General features: G+C 39.0%; 21 protein-coding genes. 15 read left to right on the forward strand and 6 right to left on the reverse strand.

The annotated features are described in order from the left end of the window. Positions 1–15: 15 nt before the first annotated feature. On the reverse strand, positions 16–1,215 hold the full coding sequence (locus tag B1C82_RS12490) for an aminotransferase-like domain-containing protein (protein ID WP_234008293.1): 1,200 nt from the start codon (positions 1,213–1,215) through the stop codon (positions 16–18). Between the two features lie 59 nt (positions 1,216–1,274). Here B1C82_RS12490 and B1C82_RS12495 point away from each other — a divergent pair, with 59 nt between their 5' ends. The 6 genes from B1C82_RS12495 to B1C82_RS12520 all read left to right on the forward strand — a co-directional run bounded on the left by B1C82_RS12495 (position 1,275) and on the right by B1C82_RS12520 (position 6,704). Continuing rightward, positions 1,275–2,699 (forward strand): aminotransferase-like domain-containing protein, encoded by a 1,425-nt coding sequence (locus B1C82_RS12495; RefSeq protein ID WP_086447877.1) that lies wholly within the window; start codon positions 1,275–1,277, stop codon positions 2,697–2,699. A gap of 42 nt (positions 2,700–2,741) precedes the next feature. Continuing rightward, positions 2,742–3,761: a DUF2804 domain-containing protein gene (locus B1C82_RS12500; protein WP_086448594.1), complete on the forward strand. Its 1,020-nt coding sequence runs from the start codon at positions 2,742–2,744 to the stop codon at positions 3,759–3,761. Between the two features lie 6 nt (positions 3,762–3,767). Next, entirely contained in the window at positions 3,768–4,526 is a 759-nt protein-coding gene (locus B1C82_RS12505; RefSeq protein ID WP_086447878.1) for a PPK2 family polyphosphate kinase, read from the forward strand. A gap of 121 nt (positions 4,527–4,647) precedes the next feature. Next, complete coding sequence (locus B1C82_RS12510; RefSeq protein ID WP_086447879.1) at positions 4,648–5,019, forward strand: phasin-related domain-containing protein; 372 nt, start codon at positions 4,648–4,650, stop codon at positions 5,017–5,019. A gap of 102 nt (positions 5,020–5,121) precedes the next feature. Further along, positions 5,122–5,937, forward strand: a complete 816-nt coding sequence (locus tag B1C82_RS12515; protein WP_086447880.1) for a hypothetical protein — start codon at positions 5,122–5,124, stop codon at positions 5,935–5,937. Continuing rightward, complete coding sequence (locus tag B1C82_RS12520; protein WP_086447881.1) at positions 5,937–6,704, forward strand: glycerophosphodiester phosphodiesterase; 768 nt, start codon at positions 5,937–5,939, stop codon at positions 6,702–6,704. Before B1C82_RS12515 ends, B1C82_RS12520 begins: the two co-directional genes overlap by 1 nt. Here B1C82_RS12520 and B1C82_RS12525 read toward each other — a convergent pair. Next, a complete protein-coding gene (locus B1C82_RS12525) occupies positions 6,697–7,296 on the reverse strand; it encodes a hypothetical protein (protein ID WP_086447882.1) in 600 nt (199 codons plus the stop codon). The two genes, B1C82_RS12520 and B1C82_RS12525, sit on opposite strands and share 8 nt — an antisense overlap. 471 nt (positions 7,297–7,767) lie before the next feature. On the opposite strand from B1C82_RS12525, the gene B1C82_RS12530 reads away from it, so the two are divergent. The 3 genes from B1C82_RS12530 to B1C82_RS12540 all read left to right on the forward strand — a co-directional run bounded on the left by B1C82_RS12530 (position 7,768) and on the right by B1C82_RS12540 (position 10,016). Then, positions 7,768–8,052 (forward strand): LIC10235 family protein, encoded by a 285-nt coding sequence (locus B1C82_RS12530; RefSeq protein ID WP_010513869.1) that lies wholly within the window; start codon positions 7,768–7,770, stop codon positions 8,050–8,052. Between the two features lie 59 nt (positions 8,053–8,111). After that, complete coding sequence (locus B1C82_RS12535) at positions 8,112–8,702, forward strand: tetratricopeptide repeat protein (protein ID WP_086447883.1); 591 nt, start codon at positions 8,112–8,114, stop codon at positions 8,700–8,702. 96 nt (positions 8,703–8,798) lie between these two features. Next, the gene (locus B1C82_RS12540; RefSeq protein ID WP_086447884.1) at positions 8,799–10,016 is read left to right on the forward strand and encodes a Crp/Fnr family transcriptional regulator; all 1,218 of its coding nucleotides are present in this window, start codon (positions 8,799–8,801) and stop codon (positions 10,014–10,016) included. On the opposite strand, the gene gmd is transcribed toward B1C82_RS12540, so the two are convergent. Both gmd and B1C82_RS12550 read right to left on the reverse strand, forming a co-directional pair. After that, positions 10,013–11,035: a GDP-mannose 4,6-dehydratase gene (gmd, locus tag B1C82_RS12545; protein WP_086447885.1), complete on the reverse strand. Its 1,023-nt coding sequence runs from the start codon at positions 11,033–11,035 to the stop codon at positions 10,013–10,015. The genes B1C82_RS12540 and gmd overlap by 4 nt on opposite strands. Positions 11,036–11,133: 98 nt before the next feature. Beyond that, positions 11,134–12,498 (reverse strand): MATE family efflux transporter, encoded by a 1,365-nt coding sequence (locus tag B1C82_RS12550; protein ID WP_199775778.1) that lies wholly within the window; start codon positions 12,496–12,498, stop codon positions 11,134–11,136. A gap of 108 nt (positions 12,499–12,606) precedes the next feature. On the opposite strand from B1C82_RS12550, the gene B1C82_RS12555 reads away from it, so the two are divergent. From B1C82_RS12555 to B1C82_RS12575, 5 genes are all read left to right on the forward strand, one after another. Next, on the forward strand, positions 12,607–13,932 hold the full coding sequence (locus B1C82_RS12555; RefSeq protein WP_086447887.1) for an amidohydrolase family protein: 1,326 nt from the start codon (positions 12,607–12,609) through the stop codon (positions 13,930–13,932). Between the two features lie 2 nt (positions 13,933–13,934). Beyond that, complete coding sequence (locus tag B1C82_RS12560) at positions 13,935–14,708, forward strand: hypothetical protein (RefSeq protein ID WP_086447888.1); 774 nt, start codon at positions 13,935–13,937, stop codon at positions 14,706–14,708. 6 nt (positions 14,709–14,714) lie between these two features. Further along, entirely contained in the window at positions 14,715–16,517 is a 1,803-nt protein-coding gene (locus B1C82_RS12565; RefSeq protein ID WP_086447889.1) for a TrkH family potassium uptake protein, read from the forward strand. A 12-nt stretch (positions 16,518–16,529) separates the two neighbouring features. Then, positions 16,530–17,219, forward strand: a complete 690-nt coding sequence (locus tag B1C82_RS12570) for a potassium channel family protein (RefSeq protein WP_086447890.1) — start codon at positions 16,530–16,532, stop codon at positions 17,217–17,219. 101 nt (positions 17,220–17,320) lie between these two features. Then, positions 17,321–18,019: a hypothetical protein gene (locus tag B1C82_RS12575; protein ID WP_086447891.1), complete on the forward strand. Its 699-nt coding sequence runs from the start codon at positions 17,321–17,323 to the stop codon at positions 18,017–18,019. Here the strand turns inward: B1C82_RS12575 and B1C82_RS12580 are convergent, their stop codons facing one another. Continuing rightward, positions 18,020–19,039 carry an aldo/keto reductase gene (locus B1C82_RS12580; RefSeq protein WP_086447892.1) on the reverse strand — a complete coding sequence of 340 codons (1,020 nt, stop codon included), beginning with the start codon at positions 19,037–19,039 and terminating at the stop codon, positions 18,020–18,022. Positions 19,040–19,050: 11 nt separating this feature from the next. Beyond that, positions 19,051–20,967: a gamma-glutamyltransferase family protein gene (locus B1C82_RS12585; protein WP_086447893.1), complete on the reverse strand. Its 1,917-nt coding sequence runs from the start codon at positions 20,965–20,967 to the stop codon at positions 19,051–19,053. A 176-nt stretch (positions 20,968–21,143) separates the two neighbouring features. Here B1C82_RS12585 and B1C82_RS12590 point away from each other — a divergent pair, with 176 nt between their 5' ends. Continuing rightward, entirely contained in the window at positions 21,144–22,424 is a 1,281-nt protein-coding gene (locus B1C82_RS12590) for an MFS transporter (protein ID WP_086447894.1), read from the forward strand. The last annotated feature ends 2 nt before the right edge of the window (positions 22,425–22,426 follow it).

Raw genomic sequence — 22,426 nt, forward strand, 5'->3', positions numbered from 1 at the left:
AAAGAAGGTATATTCCTACATACCTTTATAAACCTGAAATAATCTCCTAATTCCTTCTTCTGTTTCTTCCTCAGATGCTTTTGAAAAATTCCATCTTAAATGATTTCTTTCCGGCTTACCAACGAAGAAGGAAGATCCTGGAACCGCTGCCAGCCCCGCCTCCAAACATTTTTGGAAAAGGAGATCGGTATTGATCTCTCGTGGGAATTCCAACCAATAGAATAGCCCACCCTTAGAAATTTGTAATGGAATCGAGTCTCCAAAATTATTTTTAAAACAATCAAACGTATGATTTGCTTTCTTGTGATAAACACTTCGGATCAAGGAAAGATGTTCTTCGTATTTTGGAGAAGATACAAATCCGTATACTAATTCCTGATTCAAAGTTGGAGAATGTAAATCCATCGATTGTTTTTGTACAATCAGATCTTTTAGGATCTTTTTTGGTGCCTTGATCCATCCTACTCGCAGTGCAGGTGCAAGTGTTTTGGAGAATGTTCCGATAGAGATGGTGTGTTCCGGACCTAACTCACATAAAGAAACCGGAAGATCTTTTTCGAAGTATAATTCTCTGTAAGCAGTATCTTCTAAGATAGGAACTCCATTCTCCAGGAGTAATTTAGAAACAGAATTTCGAACCGCCAAAGAATAAGAATAGGAAGACGGATTTTGAAAATCAGGAATACAATAAAAGAATTTTGGCTTTTCGGAAGAAGTTTCCAGCGAGTACTTTAATTCTTCGATGTCCGGACCTTCTTCTGTATAATTAATCCCAATAAAAGAAGGTGCATAAGAAGAAAACACTTGGATTACGCCTAAATAGCTCGGCCTTTCTAAGAGGATCGGTGAACCTTCTTCTATAAAGTATCTACTGAGTAGATCCAATGCCTGTTGAGATCCTGAGGTTAAAAGAATTTCATCTGCAGAAGAACCTGAGTAATATCGATCCGCAATCCAGGCGCGTAAGTCGGAATGTCCCTGTGTGTCTGCGTATTGAAATAGTTTTGGGCCTTTTTTGGAAATAGAAGTTTCGAAAATACTTTTTAGATCTTCAATTGGGAACAAAGAATCATCGGGAAGTCCGCCTGCGAATGAGATCATTCCAGGTGTATCGATCACCTTTAAAATATCTCTCGTCACCGATGCAGGAGTTCTTGCAGTCCTTGCAGAAGGTCTGAAAATTTCGGATCTATTTTCTAGAATTAACTTGCCCATCTTCTTATTTCGTTTATACATTAAATTGAGATAACCATACAGATACAGAAACTGTTTTTATGACCAATACAGATCGACTCATTACTAAGTATTCTAAGATCGCAAATTCTTTGATAGGAAGGATAGAATCTGGGGAATTTCCTCCTGGTTCCAAATTACCATCTCTTAGAAAGATTTGTTTATTCGAAGAATGTAATCTTTCTACTGCTGTGGAGGCTTTTGGTATTCTTCAAGAAAGAGGCTTTATTAGCGGGAGGGAAAGGTCCGGTTATTTCGTCCTTCCTCGACCTGAACTGTATCCGAAATTCAAATTGGAAAAACCTGTAAGAGTTCCAAATCCATCCGTTCCGGAGGAGGTGAGTTCTCTTATGTCAGAACTTGCCGATCCAGGATTTATTCCTTTTGGAGCAGCAGTTCCTGATCCTCAGTTTTTACCCTATTCTTCTTTGCAAAAAGCATATAAGAAATCCCTAAAGGACTCTCAGGTTTATAAATATTCGGATGCAGCTGGAATTTTGGAACTTAGGAAAAAGATCGCAATTCGTTCTTCCGGTAAGGAAAGAAGGATCCATCCCGATGAAGTGTTCATTACTTTGGGTTGTTCAGAAGCGGCATTCTTAGCCTTGAGTCTTTCCTTAAAACCTGGTGATAAGGTCGCAGTAGAGAGTCCTCTTCATTTTGTTTTGTATCAAATTCTTTCTGAATTAAAATTAAAAGCGATCGAGATACCAACGGATCCTTTTACTGGTTTGGATCTTCAATCTTATATTTCCGTAATAAAGAAAGAATCTCCTAAGTATTTGATCACCGTTCCAACTTTTTCGAACCCAACTGGAAGTCTTATGCCTCTGGAGTCTAAAAAGGAACTTCTCAAAGTTTCCTCTAAGTATGGTGTAAAAATTCTTGAGGACGATATTTATGGCGACTTGCAGCATAACGGAGAGATTCGTCCTTCTTCCCTTTTGTCTTTAGATATGGAAGGGATTGTGACTCATGTCTCTTCTCTTTCTAAATCCGTAAATCCGGGACTTAGGATTGGTTGGATGATCGGCGATAAGAACAAAGTGGAGAATGCAAAACGTCTTCGTTTAGCAGAATCAATCTCTTTGCCTGCCATTCCTCAACTTGCTTCTTCTTATTTTATGGGATCACTTGCTCATGAAAGACATTTGAGAGAATTTAGACGAAGGTTGGGCGGTTTGGTACTTTCTTATACGGATTCTTTTTTGGAATATTTTCCGAAGGGAACCAAGATCGCTATTCCGAAAGGAGGTTTTCTTCTTTGGATAGAACTTCCTAAGGGAAAAGATTCTAGAATTCTGAGATTTCAAGCCGCAAAGAAGAAGATTAGTTTAGTTCCAGGAAATCTTTTCTCTCTTTCCGGTAAGTATGTGAATAATTTCAGAATTAATGCAGGAGTACTGATGGGACCTAAGGTGATCTCTGCCATCCAGGCTCTCGGAAAAATTGCAAAAGAAATTTAGATTGTGGGTCCGTACATGCTTCCTGTATTGTCCTTTGATAGCATGAATTTAGAAACAGAAATCCAACAACCTACCATTTTATGTGATCCTTCCGGTAAAGTGAATCGGAATGCGATCGGCTGGTCCAAAACTCCCTTACATAGATGTAATGTAAAAGGACATTGGCTTCGTAAGAAAAAATGGAATTACTGGTGTTTTTATGATCAAAACTTTTTGGCTTCCTTCACTGTTTCGGATATCGATTATGCGGGAGTGATCTTTTGTTATTGGTTGGATAGAAGGACTGGAGAGTTCCAAGAGGCAACTGTAATCACACCATTTGGAAAAGGCACTTTACTCGGACAAACTGTTTCCAGCACTGCTCGATACGAAGGAAAGGAAGGATTTTTAGATTTCCAAATCGATGAGAATGGAAATTACAAGATCAAGGTGGATTTTCTTAAAGGAACTAACAAGTCCATACAAGCAGATCTTACATTAGAAGTCCCTAATCAATGGGAAAGTTTGAATGTTGTAGTTCCTTGGAATAAAAATCGTTTTCAATTCACCCACAAATTATTCGGATTAGGAGCAAAAGGAAAAGTCACAACTGCTTCTAAATCATACGAATTCAATCCTAAGGATTCATTTGGAGTTCTAGATTATGGAAGGGGAGTGTGGCCTTATTTCAGCAAATGGAATTGGGCATCCATGTCTTATCGTCCAGGCAATAATGAAGTTTATGGAATGAATCTCGGTGGTGGTTGGACAGACGGAACTGGAACCACTGAAAATGCTCTTCTGATTAATGGTAGAATTTATAAAATTCCTTCCGTGATTGCTTTTGAGTTCGATAAAAAAGATCCTAAAAAACCTTGGATGATCTATTCCAAGGAAAGTAAGGCAGTCGAGCTTGTATTTACTCCTGATTTTCACAGAAAGGCTTATTCCAATATGGGATTAATTGCTTCTAAAGTAAATCAGATGATCGGAAGTTTTGACGGCGTATTCCGTATCGGCAAAAGTGAATTTAGGATTGAAAGTGGGCAAGGCTGGGCAGAGGATCATATCGCTCGCTGGTAGGTCAGAATGATTAAACTTTCTGAATATTCGACAGAACCGAACGAAGATCTTTCCAAAGAGAAAGCGGAAGAACTTCGCCTGAAGGAATTGGAAAGGATAGAAGAACTGCAGATTCGCCTTTTTGCAGGTAAAAAGAAATCATTACTCATCATACTTCAGGGAGTGGATGCTTCGGGAAAAGACGGATCGGTCAAAAGACTATTTTCTGTTTTAAATCCTTTAGGCTGCACTTGCAAGGCATGGAAGGCTCCTACACAAGAAGAGTTGAGTCGTGACTTTCTTTGGAGAATCCATAAAGAACTTCCACAAAAAGGTTGGATCCAGATCTTCAATCGATCTCATTACGAGGATATTTTAGTTCCATACGTTTCCGAAAGTTTATCTAAAGATAAGTTGAAAGAACGAGTAGATTTCATAGATTCTTTTGAAGAATTTATCTATAAGGAAAATCATACTCATATCCTAAAATTTTTCTTACATATATCCCAAGAAGAGCAAATCAAAAGGATAGAAGAGAGATTATCCAATCCTGAAAAGAATTGGAAGTTTGATCCAAGCGACCTAGAGGCTCATAAAAATTTTAAAAAATACCAGAACGCGTATGAATGGGTATTTTCTCATTCAAAAGATCGTTTTCCTTGGGTGATCGTTCCTTCTGACAAGAAATGGTATAGGGACTATCTGATAGCAAAGTCAGTTCGTAAAGAATTGGAAGATATGGATCTTAAATATCCTAAGTTGGAAGTCCAACCAGGTAAGATCTGACCTAGTTTTCTTTTTCATTTTTTTCTGAATTTTTGTAATTTAGGGGTTGACCTCTATAGTGCGGTGCAATATGAATGGATTGTGCGCTGCACCAAAAGTGTGGCGGAAAAAGGAGAGAAAAATGGAAAAACAACTGTTGGACATTCTTAATGCTGGAATCGGACTTTTGAAATCTGGACAAGAAGGATTAGACAAAGCGAAAGTGGATTTGGAAAAAACCTACGGAGAATTAGTAGCTAAAGGTGCTGCAGACAATTCTGAAGGTTCTGTAAAAATTCGCGAATCTGTGGATAAACTTTTGAACGAAATCAAAGAAGTTTCCACCGTTGCTGGTAAAAACTACGAAGAAACTCGTGGTAAAATCGTTGAGAAGTACAATCAAATCTCCGAAGAGATCAAAAAACGCGTTCCAGAAGGCCAATTAGAAGCAGTTAAAGCTAAATTGACCGAAGTAGCTGAAACAATCAAAGCTACTGCAAAAGGAAAAGCTTAATTTCCGACGAGCGGGCGAAGGGAAACCTCGCCTGCTAATTTCTTCCCTCCTCTCAGTTTCCACTGCTTGACATTTTCTTTTTTCAGGTGTCTTTGCTAAGGGATGTTCTCCCGTTCAAAACTGCCCGCTCCGTTTCTTCTGATTTTAATTATTCTTCTGTGTATCATATCTTCCCAAGTTTCGTCCCAGCCTACGGAACCTTCTCCTGATAAAACTATAGAACAAAAGCCAAGTCTTATGAATGGGCTACCTCCTGAAAAAACTCCAACTGGGCCTAGCCAAGCAGAACTTAGGGAGAAGTTCAAGAACCAGATCGGTGGTTTTGCATTTGGGAGTTCAGAAAAATATTATTCTTTGCAGGTTGCGAGAATGTTAGATTCTCAATGGGCTATTGGGCTTAACGGTTATAGTAATACTTATGTGAATCGTTTTGATAATGATGCCGCATATTCTTATTATCTTCCCCCTCATGATTTTTACGGAAGATTGAGAAACCATCAAGAGAAGTATTGGGGAGGAGCTTTCTTTGTTCAAAGGTTCATAGCAGATTCTCCTTTTTTCGTTTCTCTTTGGTTAGGAAGAGAACATTACCAAAAGAATCAAACTGCTCTTTATTGGGAATCCGCAGGCAATACATATCGTTTCGAAAAAGATTCTTATAGTTCGGGGCCAAGGAATTATGCGGGTTTCGGAGTTGGATTTAGATTCCAAGCTGGTTCTGGTTTATTTTTTGGTTGGGAAGGTGTTTGGAGTTGGTATGCTCCTTACAGTAATTCATTCTCTGTTTCAGATCTTTATTATTCGGATAGAACTGCAAGTATTGGAGATTTGCTATATAGAAGATACGCTTACCAGAATTCAGAAAGATTACCAGGCACTAGCTTCGGCTTAAATCTTTTCGTAGGCTGGGCCTTCTAATGAATTCGGATCTATTTCTTCTTCCTAAACCTTGGGTAATTGCTCATAGAGGAGACAGCGGAGAATATCCTGAAAACACAATGAGTTCGTTTCAAAACGCCTGGGAGCTCAAGGCGGATTGGATAGAATTGGATATTACACATTCTGCTGATGCTAAGATAGTAGTTATTCATGATGATACATTGGACAGAACGACAGATCAAAAAGGAGAAGTGAAACTTCTTCCATTTAATATGATCCGCAAAGCGGATGCAGGTTCTTGGAAAGACCCAAGGTTTAAAGGGGAGAAGGTGCCAGATCTTTGGGAAGTCTGGGATTATCTAAAGTCCAAAAATATCGGATTGAATGTGGAGATCAAATCAGGAGCTTATGAAGAGATTCCTATAGAAACTCCAATTGAACAAGAGCTGATCGATTATACTAGGCAAAATTCGCTCTTTCATAAAACATTATTCTCTTCTTTTTGTTGGGACTCCTTGATACGTATTAGAGAATTATCAACAGAGGCAAAGCTTGGCATCTTGATCGGAGACGAAACTTCTTCTTGGATGGAAGCATTAGAGCTTGGTTTTAGATTGAACGCATTCAGTTTGAATCTTTCTGCCAGGGGTTTGGATAAAGAGACTGTTTCCAAAATCCAGATGGAAGGTTTTAAGGTTTTAGTTTACACTCTGAATACGGAAGAAGAGCTGAAGTCAGGAATAGATTTAGGAGTAGATGGGATCTTTACGAATTATCCTAAACGAATGAGATCTCTTATTACTTGATCTCTACTCTTGCAAATTGGTCCAGCTCTACCTGCCAATTATCTATCATATTTTTTAAAACCGTTACAACCTTTTCAGACGGAACATCATAATTATCGGAGGCGAATGCGTCAGTCTCATTGAAGCCTGGTACGTTCTTTAGATCTTCTCCTTCTGCTCTGAATCTATAGATCTCAAATTCTTCTGCCCCTCTTGCTTCTCCGTTCTTTATGAAGAATGGTTTGATGAGGCTCATTCTATATTTTCCGAAACGAAAACTTTGTAAAGATTGTAGGAATTTATAAGTACCGAGAGCTAATTCCAATTTCATATGATCAGAATATTTTTCCGAACCTAAGAACGTAAGTGCAGACGTTCCTCCAAATCCTAAATAAACTTCGAATTTTGGTCCTTTCTCATCTTGAACTTTTACTAGATCAATTTCTTTCAACCTTTCGCCAAATAATGCAAACGCTGCCATTTTGATCTTTTCTTCTTCGTTTAATTGTGCATCAGAAAGTATCGTTTTTACTTTTTCTTGGGGTGATTTAGAGCAGGAAGTTAATTGGAAGAAAGCTAGAGAAATTAATAAGATATGAACAGTTGTTTTCATAATAAATTCTAAAACCGACCTGCCTTCTAATATGACTTATTTTCTAAGAAAAATCCATCGATAAAAATGCAATTTTGGCGTTCAAGCCTTCAAGTAATGATTTTTTGAATAGGTAAATATAGATCGTCATATCCCTTAAAGGCTCGGCTTTTCATCGTTAGTTTAAATCTTTATGTTTTGCTATAATCGCCTAATGAATTCTCCGTTATATGTCAGAGCTATGGAAATAAATTTCCATATTTATTGAGAATTGGTATAAAACGACTTAACGTTGCCCTGGGCGAAATAATCGAATATTTTAATTGTTAATCGTTAGCCGAAACAGGGGAGCCCTCAGACGAATAAATTTATTAAAAAAATAGTAACCTAATATGAGTTTTGTCAAAAAATTTTATGCAGTGTTATGCGGAAAATTAAAAACACTTTACTAACTCTGTAAGAATATAACTGTTGTTACGTCAGTTAACATTTATGAAACCAAAGAAAGTCACTAACGATGATTTGGAAAAGATCATCGCCGGGGTAAAAACTCAAGCTGTTGAAGCGATAGGTAATTACCTCTACAAAGGATTTCGCATTCAGGTTAGTAAATACAACCTGTCTGGGGCGGAGAGGGTTCAGCTCCTTTATCAAAGGAGAAGGAAAGAAGGTCTTTGTATCGTCTGCGGCACTAAAGTAGGTAAAAAAAATCCGTCTACTGGCCGGTTGTATCGCCTCTGCGAATTCCATCGGAAGAAAATAGATAAAAAAAAGTAATTCATAAAATCCGGAAAACGACTGATAATCTATATAGAGCTTAGCTCTGGTAGGTACTCTTGTTTTCCGGATTTTATTTTAAGGGCACACGTTTTCCCTCTTTTTCAAAGGCAACTTTCAAATCGTTCTGCCTTTCGCGAATCCTGATCGTCTTCCTCCTAATTTTTTCATTCTCCTTCTCCGCATTTGGCCAAGGGGAAAATCCTTCCAAGCAAGGACCTTCTGATCCTGATATTTTGTTTCGGATTGCTGAGGAGGCATATAAGGACCGCCGTTTTTATAAAGCAGCCGAAAGTCTTCGTAACTTCTTGGTTCTATATCCTGGAAATTCCAAAAAAAACAGGGTGCTAGGCCTTCTTAAAGATTGTTTCGTGAAATTGGATCGTCCTGAGAAAGCCTTGGAAGTGAGTCTGGATCTTTATAAAATGGAACCCACAGGAGAATCTGGGTTAGAATCCTACTTGGAAGCGGGGCGCCTACTGGCCAAGATGGGAGAAATCGACCAGGCGAAACAGATTTTCTCCTCTATTTGCAGGCAATCTTACTCCAGAGCAATGGCAGAAAAAGCCGCCCTGGAATTTTCCGGTATCGATTTACTTTCGGATGGGGAAGAATCTTCTCCGGAAGGGGAATCTTGTCGCGAAAAATAAGGAAATACTCGGATTTCAGTCCGAATTCCCTCATCTCGAGCCGATACTAGTTTATAGTTGAATTCCCACGGAAGAATTTTTTAATCTCTGGTAAGTATGTCCAACGGCTTCTTTCAAATCGTGAATTACCCGAAAGGGTCCTATGTCATCGTCGAAGGCAAGAAAGAAGCCCATAATTTCTTTATTATCCGACAAGGCAAGGTTAGGGTCACCCGCGAAAACCAAGTAGTAGGTGAGGATCCGAACCAACTTTTGGGACCGGGAGATTTTTTTGGAGTGGTTGCTGCAATGAGTCAGCACGCTCAGATCGAATCCGCAATTGCTCTTACTGATGTTTCCTTAATTCAGGTAAGTTATGATCAGTTCGGAACTCTGATCCAAAAAAATACTCCTGTAGCGATGAAAATCATTCGCTACTTCTCTATGAAACTCAGACAGTTCGACTCTACGATTACTCGTCTGTCTTTCCGTACTGCTGTTGAAGAAGATCCGAATCAGTTGTTCTCGATCGGAGAATATTATTTCAATCAGAAGAACACTCTTCACGCCGCTTACGCTTTCCAAAAATATCTGCAATATCTTCCTAATGGTCAATTTGCTACTCAGGCAAAACTGAAATTACAAACAGTCAACCAACCAGTTGCACCTCCTCCAATAGATTATACAAAGTTTAACCGTGCATACGGTGATAACGAGATGATCTTTTGTGAGCATGAGCCTGGTAGAGAATTATATATCATCCAACATGGAAGAGTAAAGATCACAAAGATCGTAGACTCTAACGAAGTGCTTCTCGCAGTTTTACAAAGCGGGGACATATTCGGAGAAATGGCATTATTAGATAATAAACCTAGATCCGCTTCTGCAATTGCCTGGGGAGAAGTACAACTTCTTGCGATTAACAAGGCAAACTTCGAAGGAATGGTTAAGGCACAGCCTCAATTAGCAACCAGGCTAATCACTCTTCTTTCTGAAAGGATTTGGACCGCTTATAAACAGCTTGCTAACTTGCTTATCTCAGATCCTCAGGGAAGGGTCGCTGATACATTACTCACTCTTGTCGAGAAAAATAGAGTTAAGGTTATTCCTAAATCCACGTACAATTTCGAGATAGGCACTAAAGACTTGATCAAGATGGTTGGATTGACTTATCCAAAAGATGAGAACTTGGTTTTGGATCTAATCTCCAAAAACAAATTTATCAAATTGGATCAGGGGAAAATTTCCTGCACTGATCTAGTTGAATTAGAAAAATTAGTACAGGCATTCCGCAAAAAATCACAGATAGACGCTAAGATCAAAAAACGCGCTTAAATATTGATCCCGGCTGCCTTACAATCTGCTTTGATCATTATCTCTACTAGTTCTTTGAACTTGACCTTAGGTTCCCAACCAAGTTTTGCCTTTGCTTTTGCTGGATCGCCGATAAGAAGGTCCACTTCGGTTGGTCTGTAAAAAGCAGGATTTACTTCGATTAAAAGTTTTCCGTCCTTCTTATTATAACCTTTCTCTTGGTCTCCTGTTCCTTTCCATTCAACTTGGATGTTCAGATGTCGGAAGGATTCTTCGATAAATTCTCTGACTGTATGTGTTTCGTTAGTTGCTACTACGTAATCATCCGGTTCTGATTGTTGTAACATCATCCACATCATGTTTACGTAATCTGGTGCGTATCCCCAGTCTCTTTTTGCGTCCAGGTTTCCTAAATGGATAGGGCCACCTTTTCCGGAAACAAGGCCAGCGACTCCAAGGGTGATTTTTCTGGTTACGAAACCTTCTCCCCTTCTTGGAGATTCGTGGTTGAATAGAATTCCATTAGAAGCATGTAATCCGAATGCTTCTCTGTAGTTTACTACCGCCCAGTATGCGTATAATTTTGCGACTGCGTATGGTGATCTTGGATAGAATGGAGTTTTTTCGTCTTGTGGAACAGCCTGCACTTTTCCGTACAATTCAGAAGTAGAAGCTTGGTAGAATCTGGACTTTACTCCTGTTTGTTTGAGTGCATCTAAAATTCTTAAAGTTCCAACTGCGTCCACTTCTGCAGTATATTCAGGAACTTCGAAGGAAACTCCTACGTGAGATTGGGCTGCTAGATTATAAATTTCGTCTGGTTGGACTTTTTCCAAAACCCTGTTTAGGTTACTGGAATCGGTTAAGTCTCCATAATGAAGAAAAAGGTTTGGGTTTCCTCTTAGATGTTCGATCCGATCCCGGTTTAAAGAGCTGGTTCTACGGACGATCCCGTGTACTTCGTATTTTTTTTCCAAAAGAAGTTCGGTAAGATAGGATCCATCCTGTCCGGTGATCCCTGTGATAAGCGCCTTTTTCATTCTGGAACCAAAAACCCCGGCTTTGTTATTGGGGCAAGAAGGATTAGATTGTCAAACATGCCTGAAAATCCAATATTTGTAGGACTTCCAACAGGGATTTAAACAGTCCCTTTTACCCAATTTTTCTTTCTGAATTCATAGATAAAAATTAGCGAAAGAGAAGCGATCCAAACGAATATCGCAGCCCAGATTCCTAGAGTTCCACCTTTCCATACGATCCCGAAAAGATAAGCTAATGGAAGCATTAACGCATAGGTAAGAAGAATATATATCCTAAAGACATAGTTCTGCAAACCGGCTCCTCTTAAGGCGGCACCGATTACCATATGATATGCATCTCCGATCTGAATGACTCCTAATAATAGAAGTACCGGATAACATTCCTCGACCAAGGCGTGGTCTCTGGTCATCGCATACACAATCGTTTTTCCTAAGAAGATAAAACATAGACCTATGAATCCCATCACATGCGCAGAAATGAATGCGGAACGAAATGCAGAATGATAAGCGAGTTTGTATTTTTTAGCTCCCATTGCCTGCCCTAAGATCGTAGTCGCTGCTACTCCGAATGCATATCCCGGCAAGAATGCAAAGCTTAATGTTGAAAACAAAACATTGGATGCTGCAACTGCGAGTATAGAGATCAAACCTTGTATTTTGGAGAAGACCACAAACGCAACGTTAACCAAACCTTCTTCAAAACCTGGCGGAATTCCTACTTTAAAAATTTCTATAAGATGATCTTTGCTCGGAAGAAGATCTACTTCTTCAAAATACTGTCCTAGTTTATAATAAAAAAAGAATATAGGAAATACCAATAACCCCGCAAATCCTGCAATTGACGATGCAAGTCCAGCGCCTCCTATTCCCATAGGAGAAAATCCTAAATTTCCATAGATCAGTATCCAGTTAAAGATTATGTTTGCGATAGTAGTTACTGCCATGGATACAAAACCAACTTTGGTTAATCCAAGACCATCCATAAAGCCTCTGAAGCAGAATCCTAAAAAATAAAAACCACTGCCGATAAATCTAAAATATAAATATTCTGTTCCAAGCGAGTTAACCGTTTTTTCAGGACCGATCCAAAACATGAGAGATTCAGAAACCCAAGGTCCGGATATGGATATGAAACTACCTAAAAGTATAGAGAGATAAAGTGTAGAAATTCCTACCTTTCCTATTTCGGATTTTTTACCTTCTCCAAACCTTCTTGCGACTATGATCTGTACTCCCATTGAAAATCCGATTAAGAATGCAACAAGAGTATAATAACTGGTTCCACCTATACCTATGGCCGCGATTGCATTTTGGCCTAGGTATCCGACCATAACAGTGTCCGTAATCCAAACCAAAGATTGACTTAACATTCCGAAAACTACAGGCAATGCTAGGGAAAGGATTTTAACGTTCAATCGACTGGGGCGATATAGTTTGAGTATTTTTTTATACAAAGAGGCCAAGTAGTTTCCAGCTTTGAAAGGAGGGTTATGCAAACAACATTTTTTCCATGAAAAACGGTTTATCCCGGTAACGATAGAGTTAAGATGACTTAAAAGCGTAGAAGATACATGGATTCGAATCTAGGATTTGCAGACCTTCATAATCATCTATACGGTAGTCTCAAACCTGAACTTCTCTTTCAGATGGGATTGAATAATCCCTCTCCACGTTGGGAAATTTTTACAAAACCTTTCCACGAACTTTACGGGAAGTCCATCAATAGAGAAACATTCTTCGAAGATTATAAATCTTTGGAAGAATTTAAGAAGATCTATTTGTTCAATCACCAAGGACCTTTTCCTGAATTCCAAGCAAAGTTTAATCTGATCATTGCACTTTCCAAATTCGATCCTCAAGAGATCAAATTTGTTTCTAAACATATTACAAAAGATCAATACGAAGAAGGTGTTGTATTTGGAGAATATAGGATTATGTATTCTCCGCTCGATACTTACGAAGGAATTTATTCTAAAACTTTGGCAGCTTGTGAAGGATTTGAAGAAGCAGAGTCGGAACTTTCTGGAAAAGCCAAATCCCGTTTAGTAGTTTCCTTACATAGGGATGGAGAAGTTCTTAAAGAATACGAAATGTTGAAAGAGATGATGGAAAAAGATGTCCTCATCAAAAAGTATCTAGTCGGATTAGATTTTTGTTATATTGAAGAAGGTTTTCCTCCCAAGGGTAAAAGGGAATTTCTAAATGAAGTTCAAAAAGATAATCTTGCGGAAACTTCTACTGCGCTAACTGTTCTTTATCATGTGGGAGAATCTTTCCTGGATAAAACTCTTCTATCTGCATCTCGTTGGATACTAGAGGCAGCAGAATGGGGGGCGCACAGACTTGGACATGCGATTGCGATGGGTATAGATCCAAACGCTTACTTAGGAAAAGAAGTTTTAGAACTAGCCTCTGAAAGAGAGGATACCCTCAAATTCCAATTAGATCATTGGGATGAGATTTCAAAACATGGAGAATTGCCTCCTAGGAAAAGATTAGAATCCGAATTGGATTCGATCCGACATAAGGAGAGGGTGGAAATTTCCGTTACTGAAAACATGGTCTCTGAAACAAAGGCATTTCAAGAGTATTGTATGGATCGTATCAAAAATACGAATGTAGTTATTGAGTCATGTCCAAGTTCCAATGAGTATATTGGAATGGTAAGAGACAAGGCACATCATCCGTTGGTTCGATTTGCGAGTAATGATCTGAAATTTACAATCTCTACTGATGATCCTGGAATTTTCGGAACTAATATCAAAGAAGAATATGATAAAGCTCAGATTCTAGGGTTAGATACTGAATATTTGGAAAAGGTCAGAAAGAATTCTTTTCAATATACATCCGAAATTCTATCAGGAAGAATAAGATCAGAAGAAGGAGCAGCGTTCTAAAAATGAGATCTTTTTCTAGATTAAATAAGATCGTGGTTCTTTCTATACTTTGTGCGCTTTCTTTTCCAATATTTTCTCAGAACCAAAGTGATTTCTCGGATCCGTACGATTATAATTTAAGAAATTATAAAGATGAAAAATCTCCCGATGGATTCAGGGAGTATTCTCTTCCTCCTAAAATGGATAAGCCGACCTTGGTAAATCCTAGAAATGTACAGATCCCGTTTCAAACAGGTTTACCTAATTCTGCCGGAAGCCAAGGAACTAGAAGGACAACGAACCCAGTCCAGGGAAGAAGTGATGATGGACTTTTCAATCCAGTCACCGGTGAAGTGAATACTGAGGCATTACAAAGACAACAAGATCAAGCAAGAGATCGTAAAAGAAAATTAGAAGAATTCGGTAACGACCCTCAACCTTATACAGAATCTAGGCTTCGGCGTTTCTCTATTATATTTTTCATGACACTTCCGCTTGCTGCAGGTATGGCCTATGGCGCGTTATCCGCGGCAGAGCCGGGTTATCAAAAAACATTTGAGGGTGGATGGATCGTATTCGGCGTTGCTTCCACCCTAGCACTTGCAAATGCATGGTTGGATTTAAGAGACTATGATCGTATGAAGTTGGAGAACCAACCTCAAAGTCCTACACCAAATCCAACTGTACCCGATAAACTTTCTGAGACAATACATCCAAAGGCAATTCCAGGATACGGATTATATTCCAGAAATTTCGAATATAGAATGGAATTCGAATTTTTTAGCACTCATTTCTAATAGAACATGAACCCTTTTTTAGATCCTCAGTTACGGACAAAATTAGTTTCCGAATGGGGGAGGATTTCAATCTTCTTCGAAGAGAATATCAAACCTACTTTAAGATTTATATTCGGTGTTTTAGGTGTTATTTCGCTCTTTATACTGATCTTTCTATATGGATTTTATTATCCACCTGAATGGATTCATCCACTTCGTTTGGTTACCATGACCATAGTTTGGTATTTGGTAATTTATGAATTTTTAAGTTTTCTTTTCTCATTAGCTCCATATAAAGCTTATTTAAAATTTCATAAGATAGAAACGTTTGTAGTTTTAGTAGTGATCCTACAGTTTTTCTTTGAAGAAAAAATAGAATCGATTCTTTCTCAGCAAAGAACGGAAGAGGTCATACTTTTATTTTTATCCTTAAGTCAGTTGACATTGGCGTTCGGAGGCTTTGCTCATTTTTTAAGAAGAGCAAGACTTTCTCTCGGAAAAATTTCTCCTTCTCTAGTGATGACAGCAAGTTTTGCGATCCTGATCTTTTTGGGAACTTCCGCTTTATGTTTGCCAAGAGCGGAAGCAAGACCAATCCAACTAGTGGATCTATTTTTTACTGCGGTAAGTGCAGTATGCGTTACCGGTTTGAGCACAATTGATGTTTCTCAGGATCTGACCGGAACAGGGCAGGTCATCTTGATGATCCTTGTCCAACTTGGTGGTTTGGGACTGATGACATTGACTGTATTCTTTGCATTGGTTTTAGAGGGACAGGTTTCCGTTACGGAAAAACTAATCGTCAAAGATCTATTCAGCCAAGAATCGATAGGAAGGGCAGGTTCCATCTTAAAACAGGTTGCCTACCAGACATTCGCGATAGAAGGAATCGGCTCTGTCTTTCTATATATAACCTTTCCGAAAGAGTTGGGATATTCTCAAAAAGAACTGATCTTCCAATCTATATTTCACTCTATAACAGGATTTTGTAATGCAGGTTTTGCACTTTTTCCAAAAGGATTAGCGGAACCTTATTTTAAGGAATCTTATTCGTTTCTTTCGGTATTAATGATCTTGATTGTATTTGGTGGTTTAGGTTTTCCCACTATGAATCAGCTTTTAAAGAAGATTAGGTTTGACGGAGAATCTTTTAGACAGCGTTTTTCTTTGGGCTCCAAGCTGATATTGATCACCACATTATTCTTATTACTCTTCGGTTGGATATCCTACTGGGTTCTAGAAAGAAATTTCAGTTTGAAGGATTTGACTTGGTATGACCAGTCATTTCATTCTTTATTCTATTCAGTGACCACGAGGACTGCAGGATTTAATACTTTGGATATTTCTTCCATGGGGATCCCAATGGTGTTCGTGAGTTTATTTCTAATGTGGGTGGGCGCTTCTCCAAACTCAACTGGAGGAGGTATCAAAACTTCCACATTGGCGCTTGCTACTTTACAGTTTTATCAGTTCTTTACAGGAAAGGAAAGAGTGGATGTATTCGGAAGAACCGTTGCGGAAAATTCACTCTCCAGAGCATCTGTTGCAATTGTACTTTCCATGTTTGTTATATTCCTAGGGATCTTATTTCTGATCTGTTTTGAGAAACCTTTACCTTTTCTGGATATTTGTTATGAAGTAGTTTCTGCTTATGGAACAACTGGCCTTAGTAGAGGGATCACTTCTAAGTTTGAAACTCCTGGAAAATTACTTTTATGCGTTGTGATGTTTGTTGGAAGAGTTGGCGTTCTGACAGTATTATTGGCTTTTGTTCCAAAACGAAAACCTCGAAGATACTGGTATCCTGAAGAATACGTTGTGGTAGGTTAAAGGAAGGTTCGAATGAGAAAGAAAAGGATCGCAGTCATCGGCCTAGGGGATTTCGGAATTGAGCTCGTAAAAAGACTTTATGAAGACGGGCAAGAAGTCACAGCAATCGATCAGGATAAAAATAAGATAGATCGTATCAGAGAATTTTCTACCTACTGCGTTGCAATAGATTCTACGGACGAATCAGAATTAAAAGAACATGGTTTGGACGAAATGGATGCGGTAGTTTTAGCGATTGGGGATAATTTCGAAAATCTAATCGTGACTGCGGATTCTTTGAAAAAGATAGGTGCAATTAATATATTCGCTCGATACCAATCCGATTTGAACAAAAGAGTTTTGCAAATGTTGGGGATTGAGAACCTTTTCAATCCGGAAGAACAGGCTGCTCATTCTATGGCAGAACAACTTGCGAATAGCAGTGTAAAAGGAGTTACCTTACTCGGACAAGACTATAGGATTTTAGAAGCTACGGTCCCGAAACACATGCAAGGAAAGACCATACAAGGTGCAAAACTTAGAGAAGATTGGAACTTAAATCTAATCACAGTCAAAAGACCTAAAAAGACCAGAAGAAAATCAGACAAACAGGACGCAGAAGTTTTAGGAATTCCTTCTCCAAATCTGGTACTATCAGAAGGAGATATCCTAGTTCTATTCGGAAAGGCAGAAGATCTAGAGCAGATGATTGAAAAACGTTAGATAAGTTTTCTAAAACTTTTATACAAAATTGCAGAAATTTAAATGAAAACGATCCGATTTGGGAGTAAAATTACGTTCGATCCGGTCGAAAGAATATAATGATGAGAGTTCTGGTCCTTTTGCTATTATTAGGATGTAATTTTTGTTCTCCTCTCCAAGTAAAATCCCAGGTAGAGGTAGAAAGATCAGATCATATTCGCTACTACGAAAAAACCTACGCATTCCTCCCTTTTTTTGGCCAAGCTCCTCCCATCATTATTCGTGAAAACGAAGATCTTATCCGTGAAAAACTTGCGGAGAAGGGTTACAAGGAGGTAGATATATCTATGGCTGATCAATTAATACATTATGATATATTAATATTTCCAAGAGGAAGTGTAATCGATCAAAAAGCAGATCTGGGTGCTTTTGGCGGGTGGACTAGTGCTAGAGGCATGAGATATCATTCTTACGGTGGAACTTCCAGTAGATTAGCGGCTGTACCTATTTTGGGAGGTGTGGGGGGATATTCTCCTTTTGCCTTTATGGGTAATTTCGGCAGTTCCAGAATTTCAGGAGCCAGTCCTTATTATGAAAATTTTTACGATGTGATCTTTAAACTGGTGATCTATGATGGGAAACGTTATAGAGGACTTCCTTCCAGTGTACTTTTAAAAGCAAACGTGGAAGGAGAAGGTCGGTCCGGACCAATGTTCGATGTGATCCCTTATTTAATCACAGGCTTCTTTAAATCATTCCCTAATTTCACAGGAGAAAAAAACGAAATCATCTCAGAAGAAGAAGTCTGGAGAGGTCATTAATCACCCCATCGGATAAGGGATCTTTTTAGAAACCTCATCTATCTTTTTCAAAATATCATCAGACAAGATAAGGTTAGATGCCTTTAAACTTTCTTCTAATTGTTCTACAGTATTGGCTCCAATAATAGTAGAAGCTACGTAGTCGTGCTGTTTGGACCAAGCAACTGAAAGAGTTGTAACACTAATTCCTGCTTCTTTAGCGATTTCTATCAGTTCTTTTGTAGAAGCGAGAGTACCTTCATTCAGAAAACGATTTGCCATTCTTCTTTGTCTTTCTGTGGGAAGTTTTGCATAACGTGTAAATCTTGCGTTTTCAGGCGGAGTTGGCCCGTTATATTTTCCGGTCAATACACCTCCTGCCAATGGAGAGTATGGGAGAAGGCTGATCTGTTCTCTTCTACAAATATCAGAAAGAGCGTCTTCAAATCTTCGATTCAATATGCTGAAATTATTTTGGATGGATTCGTATCTCGCTAGTTTATTCGTACGGGAAACTTCTAAACTTTTCATGGTTCCCCAAGCGGTTTCATTACTACTCCCTATATATCTGACTTTTCCTTCGTCTATCAATTCGGTCAAAGCTTCTAGAGTTTCTTCGAATCCGAAATCATGATCAGGCCAATGAGTTTGGTATAAGTCTATATAATCGGTTCCCAGTCTTTTTAAACTTCCTTCAATAGCTACTTTTATGTTCCTGCGGTCCAGAGCAGTTTTACCTTCTCTCACCGGAGGAGTGAACCACCCATGACCTGGGCCACATACTTTTGTAGCGATCAGGATGGATTCTCTCTTTTTGGTCTTTAACCAATTTCCAAAAATTTTTTCAGTAGCATGAACATACTCTGCTTCAGGAGGAACAGGATAGATCTCAGCAGTATCATAAAAGTCTATTCCTGAATCGAAGGCTTTGTTCAGAATTCGATGTGCTTCTTTCTCGTCGCAACTAGAGCCGAAAGTCATAGTCCCCATACAAATTTCGGAAACCACCATCCCCGTTTTTCCAAGCCTTCTTTTTTTCATTCTTGCCTCTTTTATTTTCCTTCCGCCCAGGATTCTTTTCTTGGATCGGCTCCGCCATATAAAATTCCTGTTTTAGGATCTTTTAAAGAAATACAAGGAGCCCCAAAATCATATTCCCATTTTTCTCTTTCTTTGACTTCGTAGCCAAGAGCTTCGAGTGCTTTTCCTTCTTTTTTATAGATATCCTCTTCTAATTCTATTCTTCCTGGATAATATTTATGGGGAGAGAAGGCGTCAGGCCAGTTCAAGGAACGGAATCGAGGCGCGTTCACTGCATCTTGAGGGCTCATTCCGAAAACTACTAAATTTAAGAATACTTGGACCACTGCCTGAGTTTGCATGTCTCCACCTGGAGTTCCAAAGCTCATCCAAAATTTTCCATCTTTAAATACCATTGATGCGTTAGGCGTTATCGTAGGTCTTTTCCCTGGAACTAAAGCGGAAGGATGGTTTGGATCTAAGCGGAACTGGGTCATTCTAATTCCTAAAGTGATATCGCCCTCTATAATTGGAGACTGAGGAAAATCGCTCGGAGTTAAGGACAAAGAATTTCCTTTAGAATCGATTATGCTTAGGTAAGTAGTATCCCTTCCTATTTTTCCAGATTCTGTTCTTTCCCAAAAGCTGGGAGTAAGATCAAAGAAAGGTTCCTCATTTATCGCAATATTATGCTCTTTTTGATAAGCAATCTTTTTGGCACTTGCAGGAGATTCGAATAAGAATGGATTTCCAGGAGGAGGAGTTTTCCCGAATGCTTTGGATTGTAATAATTTTCTTCTTTCCGCAGCGTATTCTTTATTGAGAAGACCTTTCTCTGGAACGGAAACATAAGCTGGATCTCCAAAATATTTTTCACGATCCGCCATTGCTAACTCAATCGCTTGGATTACTGTGTGAACATATTCCTTTGAGTTATGGCCCATCGATTTTAGATCGATACCTTCTAAAATTTGTAAAACGATCGGGACAACTGCACCTTGGTTCCAAGTTCGATTGGAGAAGATAGTATAAGGTCCATAATTTCCTTGTAAGGGGACCTCCCAGTCGGCGCTGTATCTCATCAGATCAGCTTTAGTCATGGTGCCATCATGTTCTTCATGAGCTTTTGCGATCTTGTCTGCTATTGGTCCTTTATAAAAATAATCTCTCAGTGCTTCCAAAGATTCTGCACGATTTTTTCCGGAAGAAGAAGCGGCCTTCTCTGCTTCTGCCAACTCTTTCAGTGTTGCGGATAATGCAGGTCTTTTAAATCTTTCTCCAGGTTGAAGCGGTTTCCACCATTTATCTCCCACATAAATTTTTGCATTATAAGGAAGCAAAAATTTAAGACCTAACCTTTTGAAAACGCCTATGTTTAGATTTCTCATTAGGATTCTGTGAACTGGAAAACCTTCTTCCGCGATTTGGATTGCAGGTTTACTTACTTCTTCAAAAGATTTTGTGCCATATTTTTTGAGTAATGCAACGATCACATCAGGAGAAGCTGGAACCAATTGAGAAGAATATTTCAACATTGGAATGGATTCATGTCCTCTAGACTTGAAATATTCTATAGTAGCTTTTGCAGGTGCAGTCCCAACTCCAATATAACTATGAACTTTTTTATCTGTTTGGTCATAATAAAGTAAAGGAGCTACTCCGGGAAAAGAAGCCTCCTCTCCTTGGGTCACATTTAAAACTAAAAGAGCTGCCACTCCTGCATCCGCTGCATTTCCACCCTTCTCCAAAATTTCCAAAGCCGCTTTTGTGGCCAAAGGATGACCGCTTGCTACCATCAACTTGGAACCTTGGGCCGTTGGTCTTTCGGTATGATACGGATCTTGGAAACTCATTGTTTCTCCAGGCCCGGAAGTCATGTAATATAATATTACAAGAACTAGAACGATTACTAAGATCCCTGATAAAGAATACGTTAGGATTTTTTTCATGTTTTCCTCTTCACTGCGAGAGGAACTTTCTATCTTAAGAAAGAACGAGCAAGATATTTTTATACTAGAAAGCTTCGAAAGGAATGAACGTAATTTATAACTTTTAAATCTTAGTATAGTCAAATCAAAGATAGGGGATTCGAAAGATCTCCCGGTCTGTATCGTAGAGGCTTAGTTTGGGCAAACGTTTTTCTTTTCATTATGCTTGGATCGTTTTGATCATTACATTTTTCACTTTGATCGTTGCTGCTGGAGTGAGGTCCATGCCTGGAATTTTAATCGTTCCTCTTGAAAAAGAATTTGGTTGGGATAGATCTGCCATCTCTTTTGCAGTTTCAGTGAACTTATTATTGTACGGCCTGGTAGGACCGTTTGCCGCAGGACTCATGAATCGTTTTGGTATAAAACGAATTATAGTGTTCGCACTTTCATTACTCATTTCTGGAATTCTGCTAACAACGATTATGCGAACAAACTGGGAACTAGTAGTTCTTTGGGGTGTAATGGTTGGATTCGGTTCCGGAATGGCTGCGCTCGTTTTAGGAGCCACTGTGGTCAACCGCTGGTTCGTTTCTCATAGAGGTCTTCTCATGGGGATTTTGACGGCGAGCACAGCAACTGGACAGATCATCTTTCTTCCATTTTTAGCCGCACTCACAGAACGAGAGGGATGGAGAAACGCAGTTTATGCGGTTGCTTCTATATTAGCGATACTTCTTCCTACAGTACTCTTTTTAATGAAAGACTCTCCTAAAAAATCGGGACTCTTACCTTATGGAGCAAAAAGTGAAGAAGAAGGTATCATACCTGTTTCCGGAAATCCATTTATGGAAGCGATCTCTGCACTAAGAGTTGGATTAAGATCTAGAAACTTTTGGCTTCTTGCAGGAAGTTTTTTCGTATGTGGGGCAAGCACAAACGGTCTTGTCGGAACTCATTTAGTGCCAGCTTGTTCTGATCATGGAATTCCAGAAGTAAGAGCAGCAGGACTTTTGGCACTAATGGGGATCTTTGATCTGATCGGAACAGTTGGTTCCGGTTGGTTATCCGACAGAGTGAATAACAAAATTTTGTTATTCATGTATTATGGATTGAGAGGGATCTCCTTGTTACTATTGCCGCAAGCATTTGATCCCGAATCGAATAAACTTTCTATATTTGCCGTGTTTTACGGATTAGATTGGATCGCTACTGTACCTCCTACGGTTGCATTGACTGCTAAAATATTCGGAAGAGAAAAAGTAGGATTGATGTTCGGTTGGGTGGTTGCGTTCCATCAGATCGGTGCCGCTGTTGCTGCATTCGGGGCAGGTTATATCCGAACAGTACAAGGAGAATACGATCTAGCATTCATGTTTGCAGGAGCATTATGTGTAATCACCGCACTTGGGATTTTTGCAGTATCGACTGAAAGGGAAGAAGGAAAATTTTCCAAAACACCAGAATTTGCATCATGAAA

The organism is Leptospira venezuelensis (genome assembly GCF_002150035.1).
Lineage (GTDB): Bacteria > Spirochaetota > Leptospiria > Leptospirales > Leptospiraceae > Leptospira_B > Leptospira_B venezuelensis.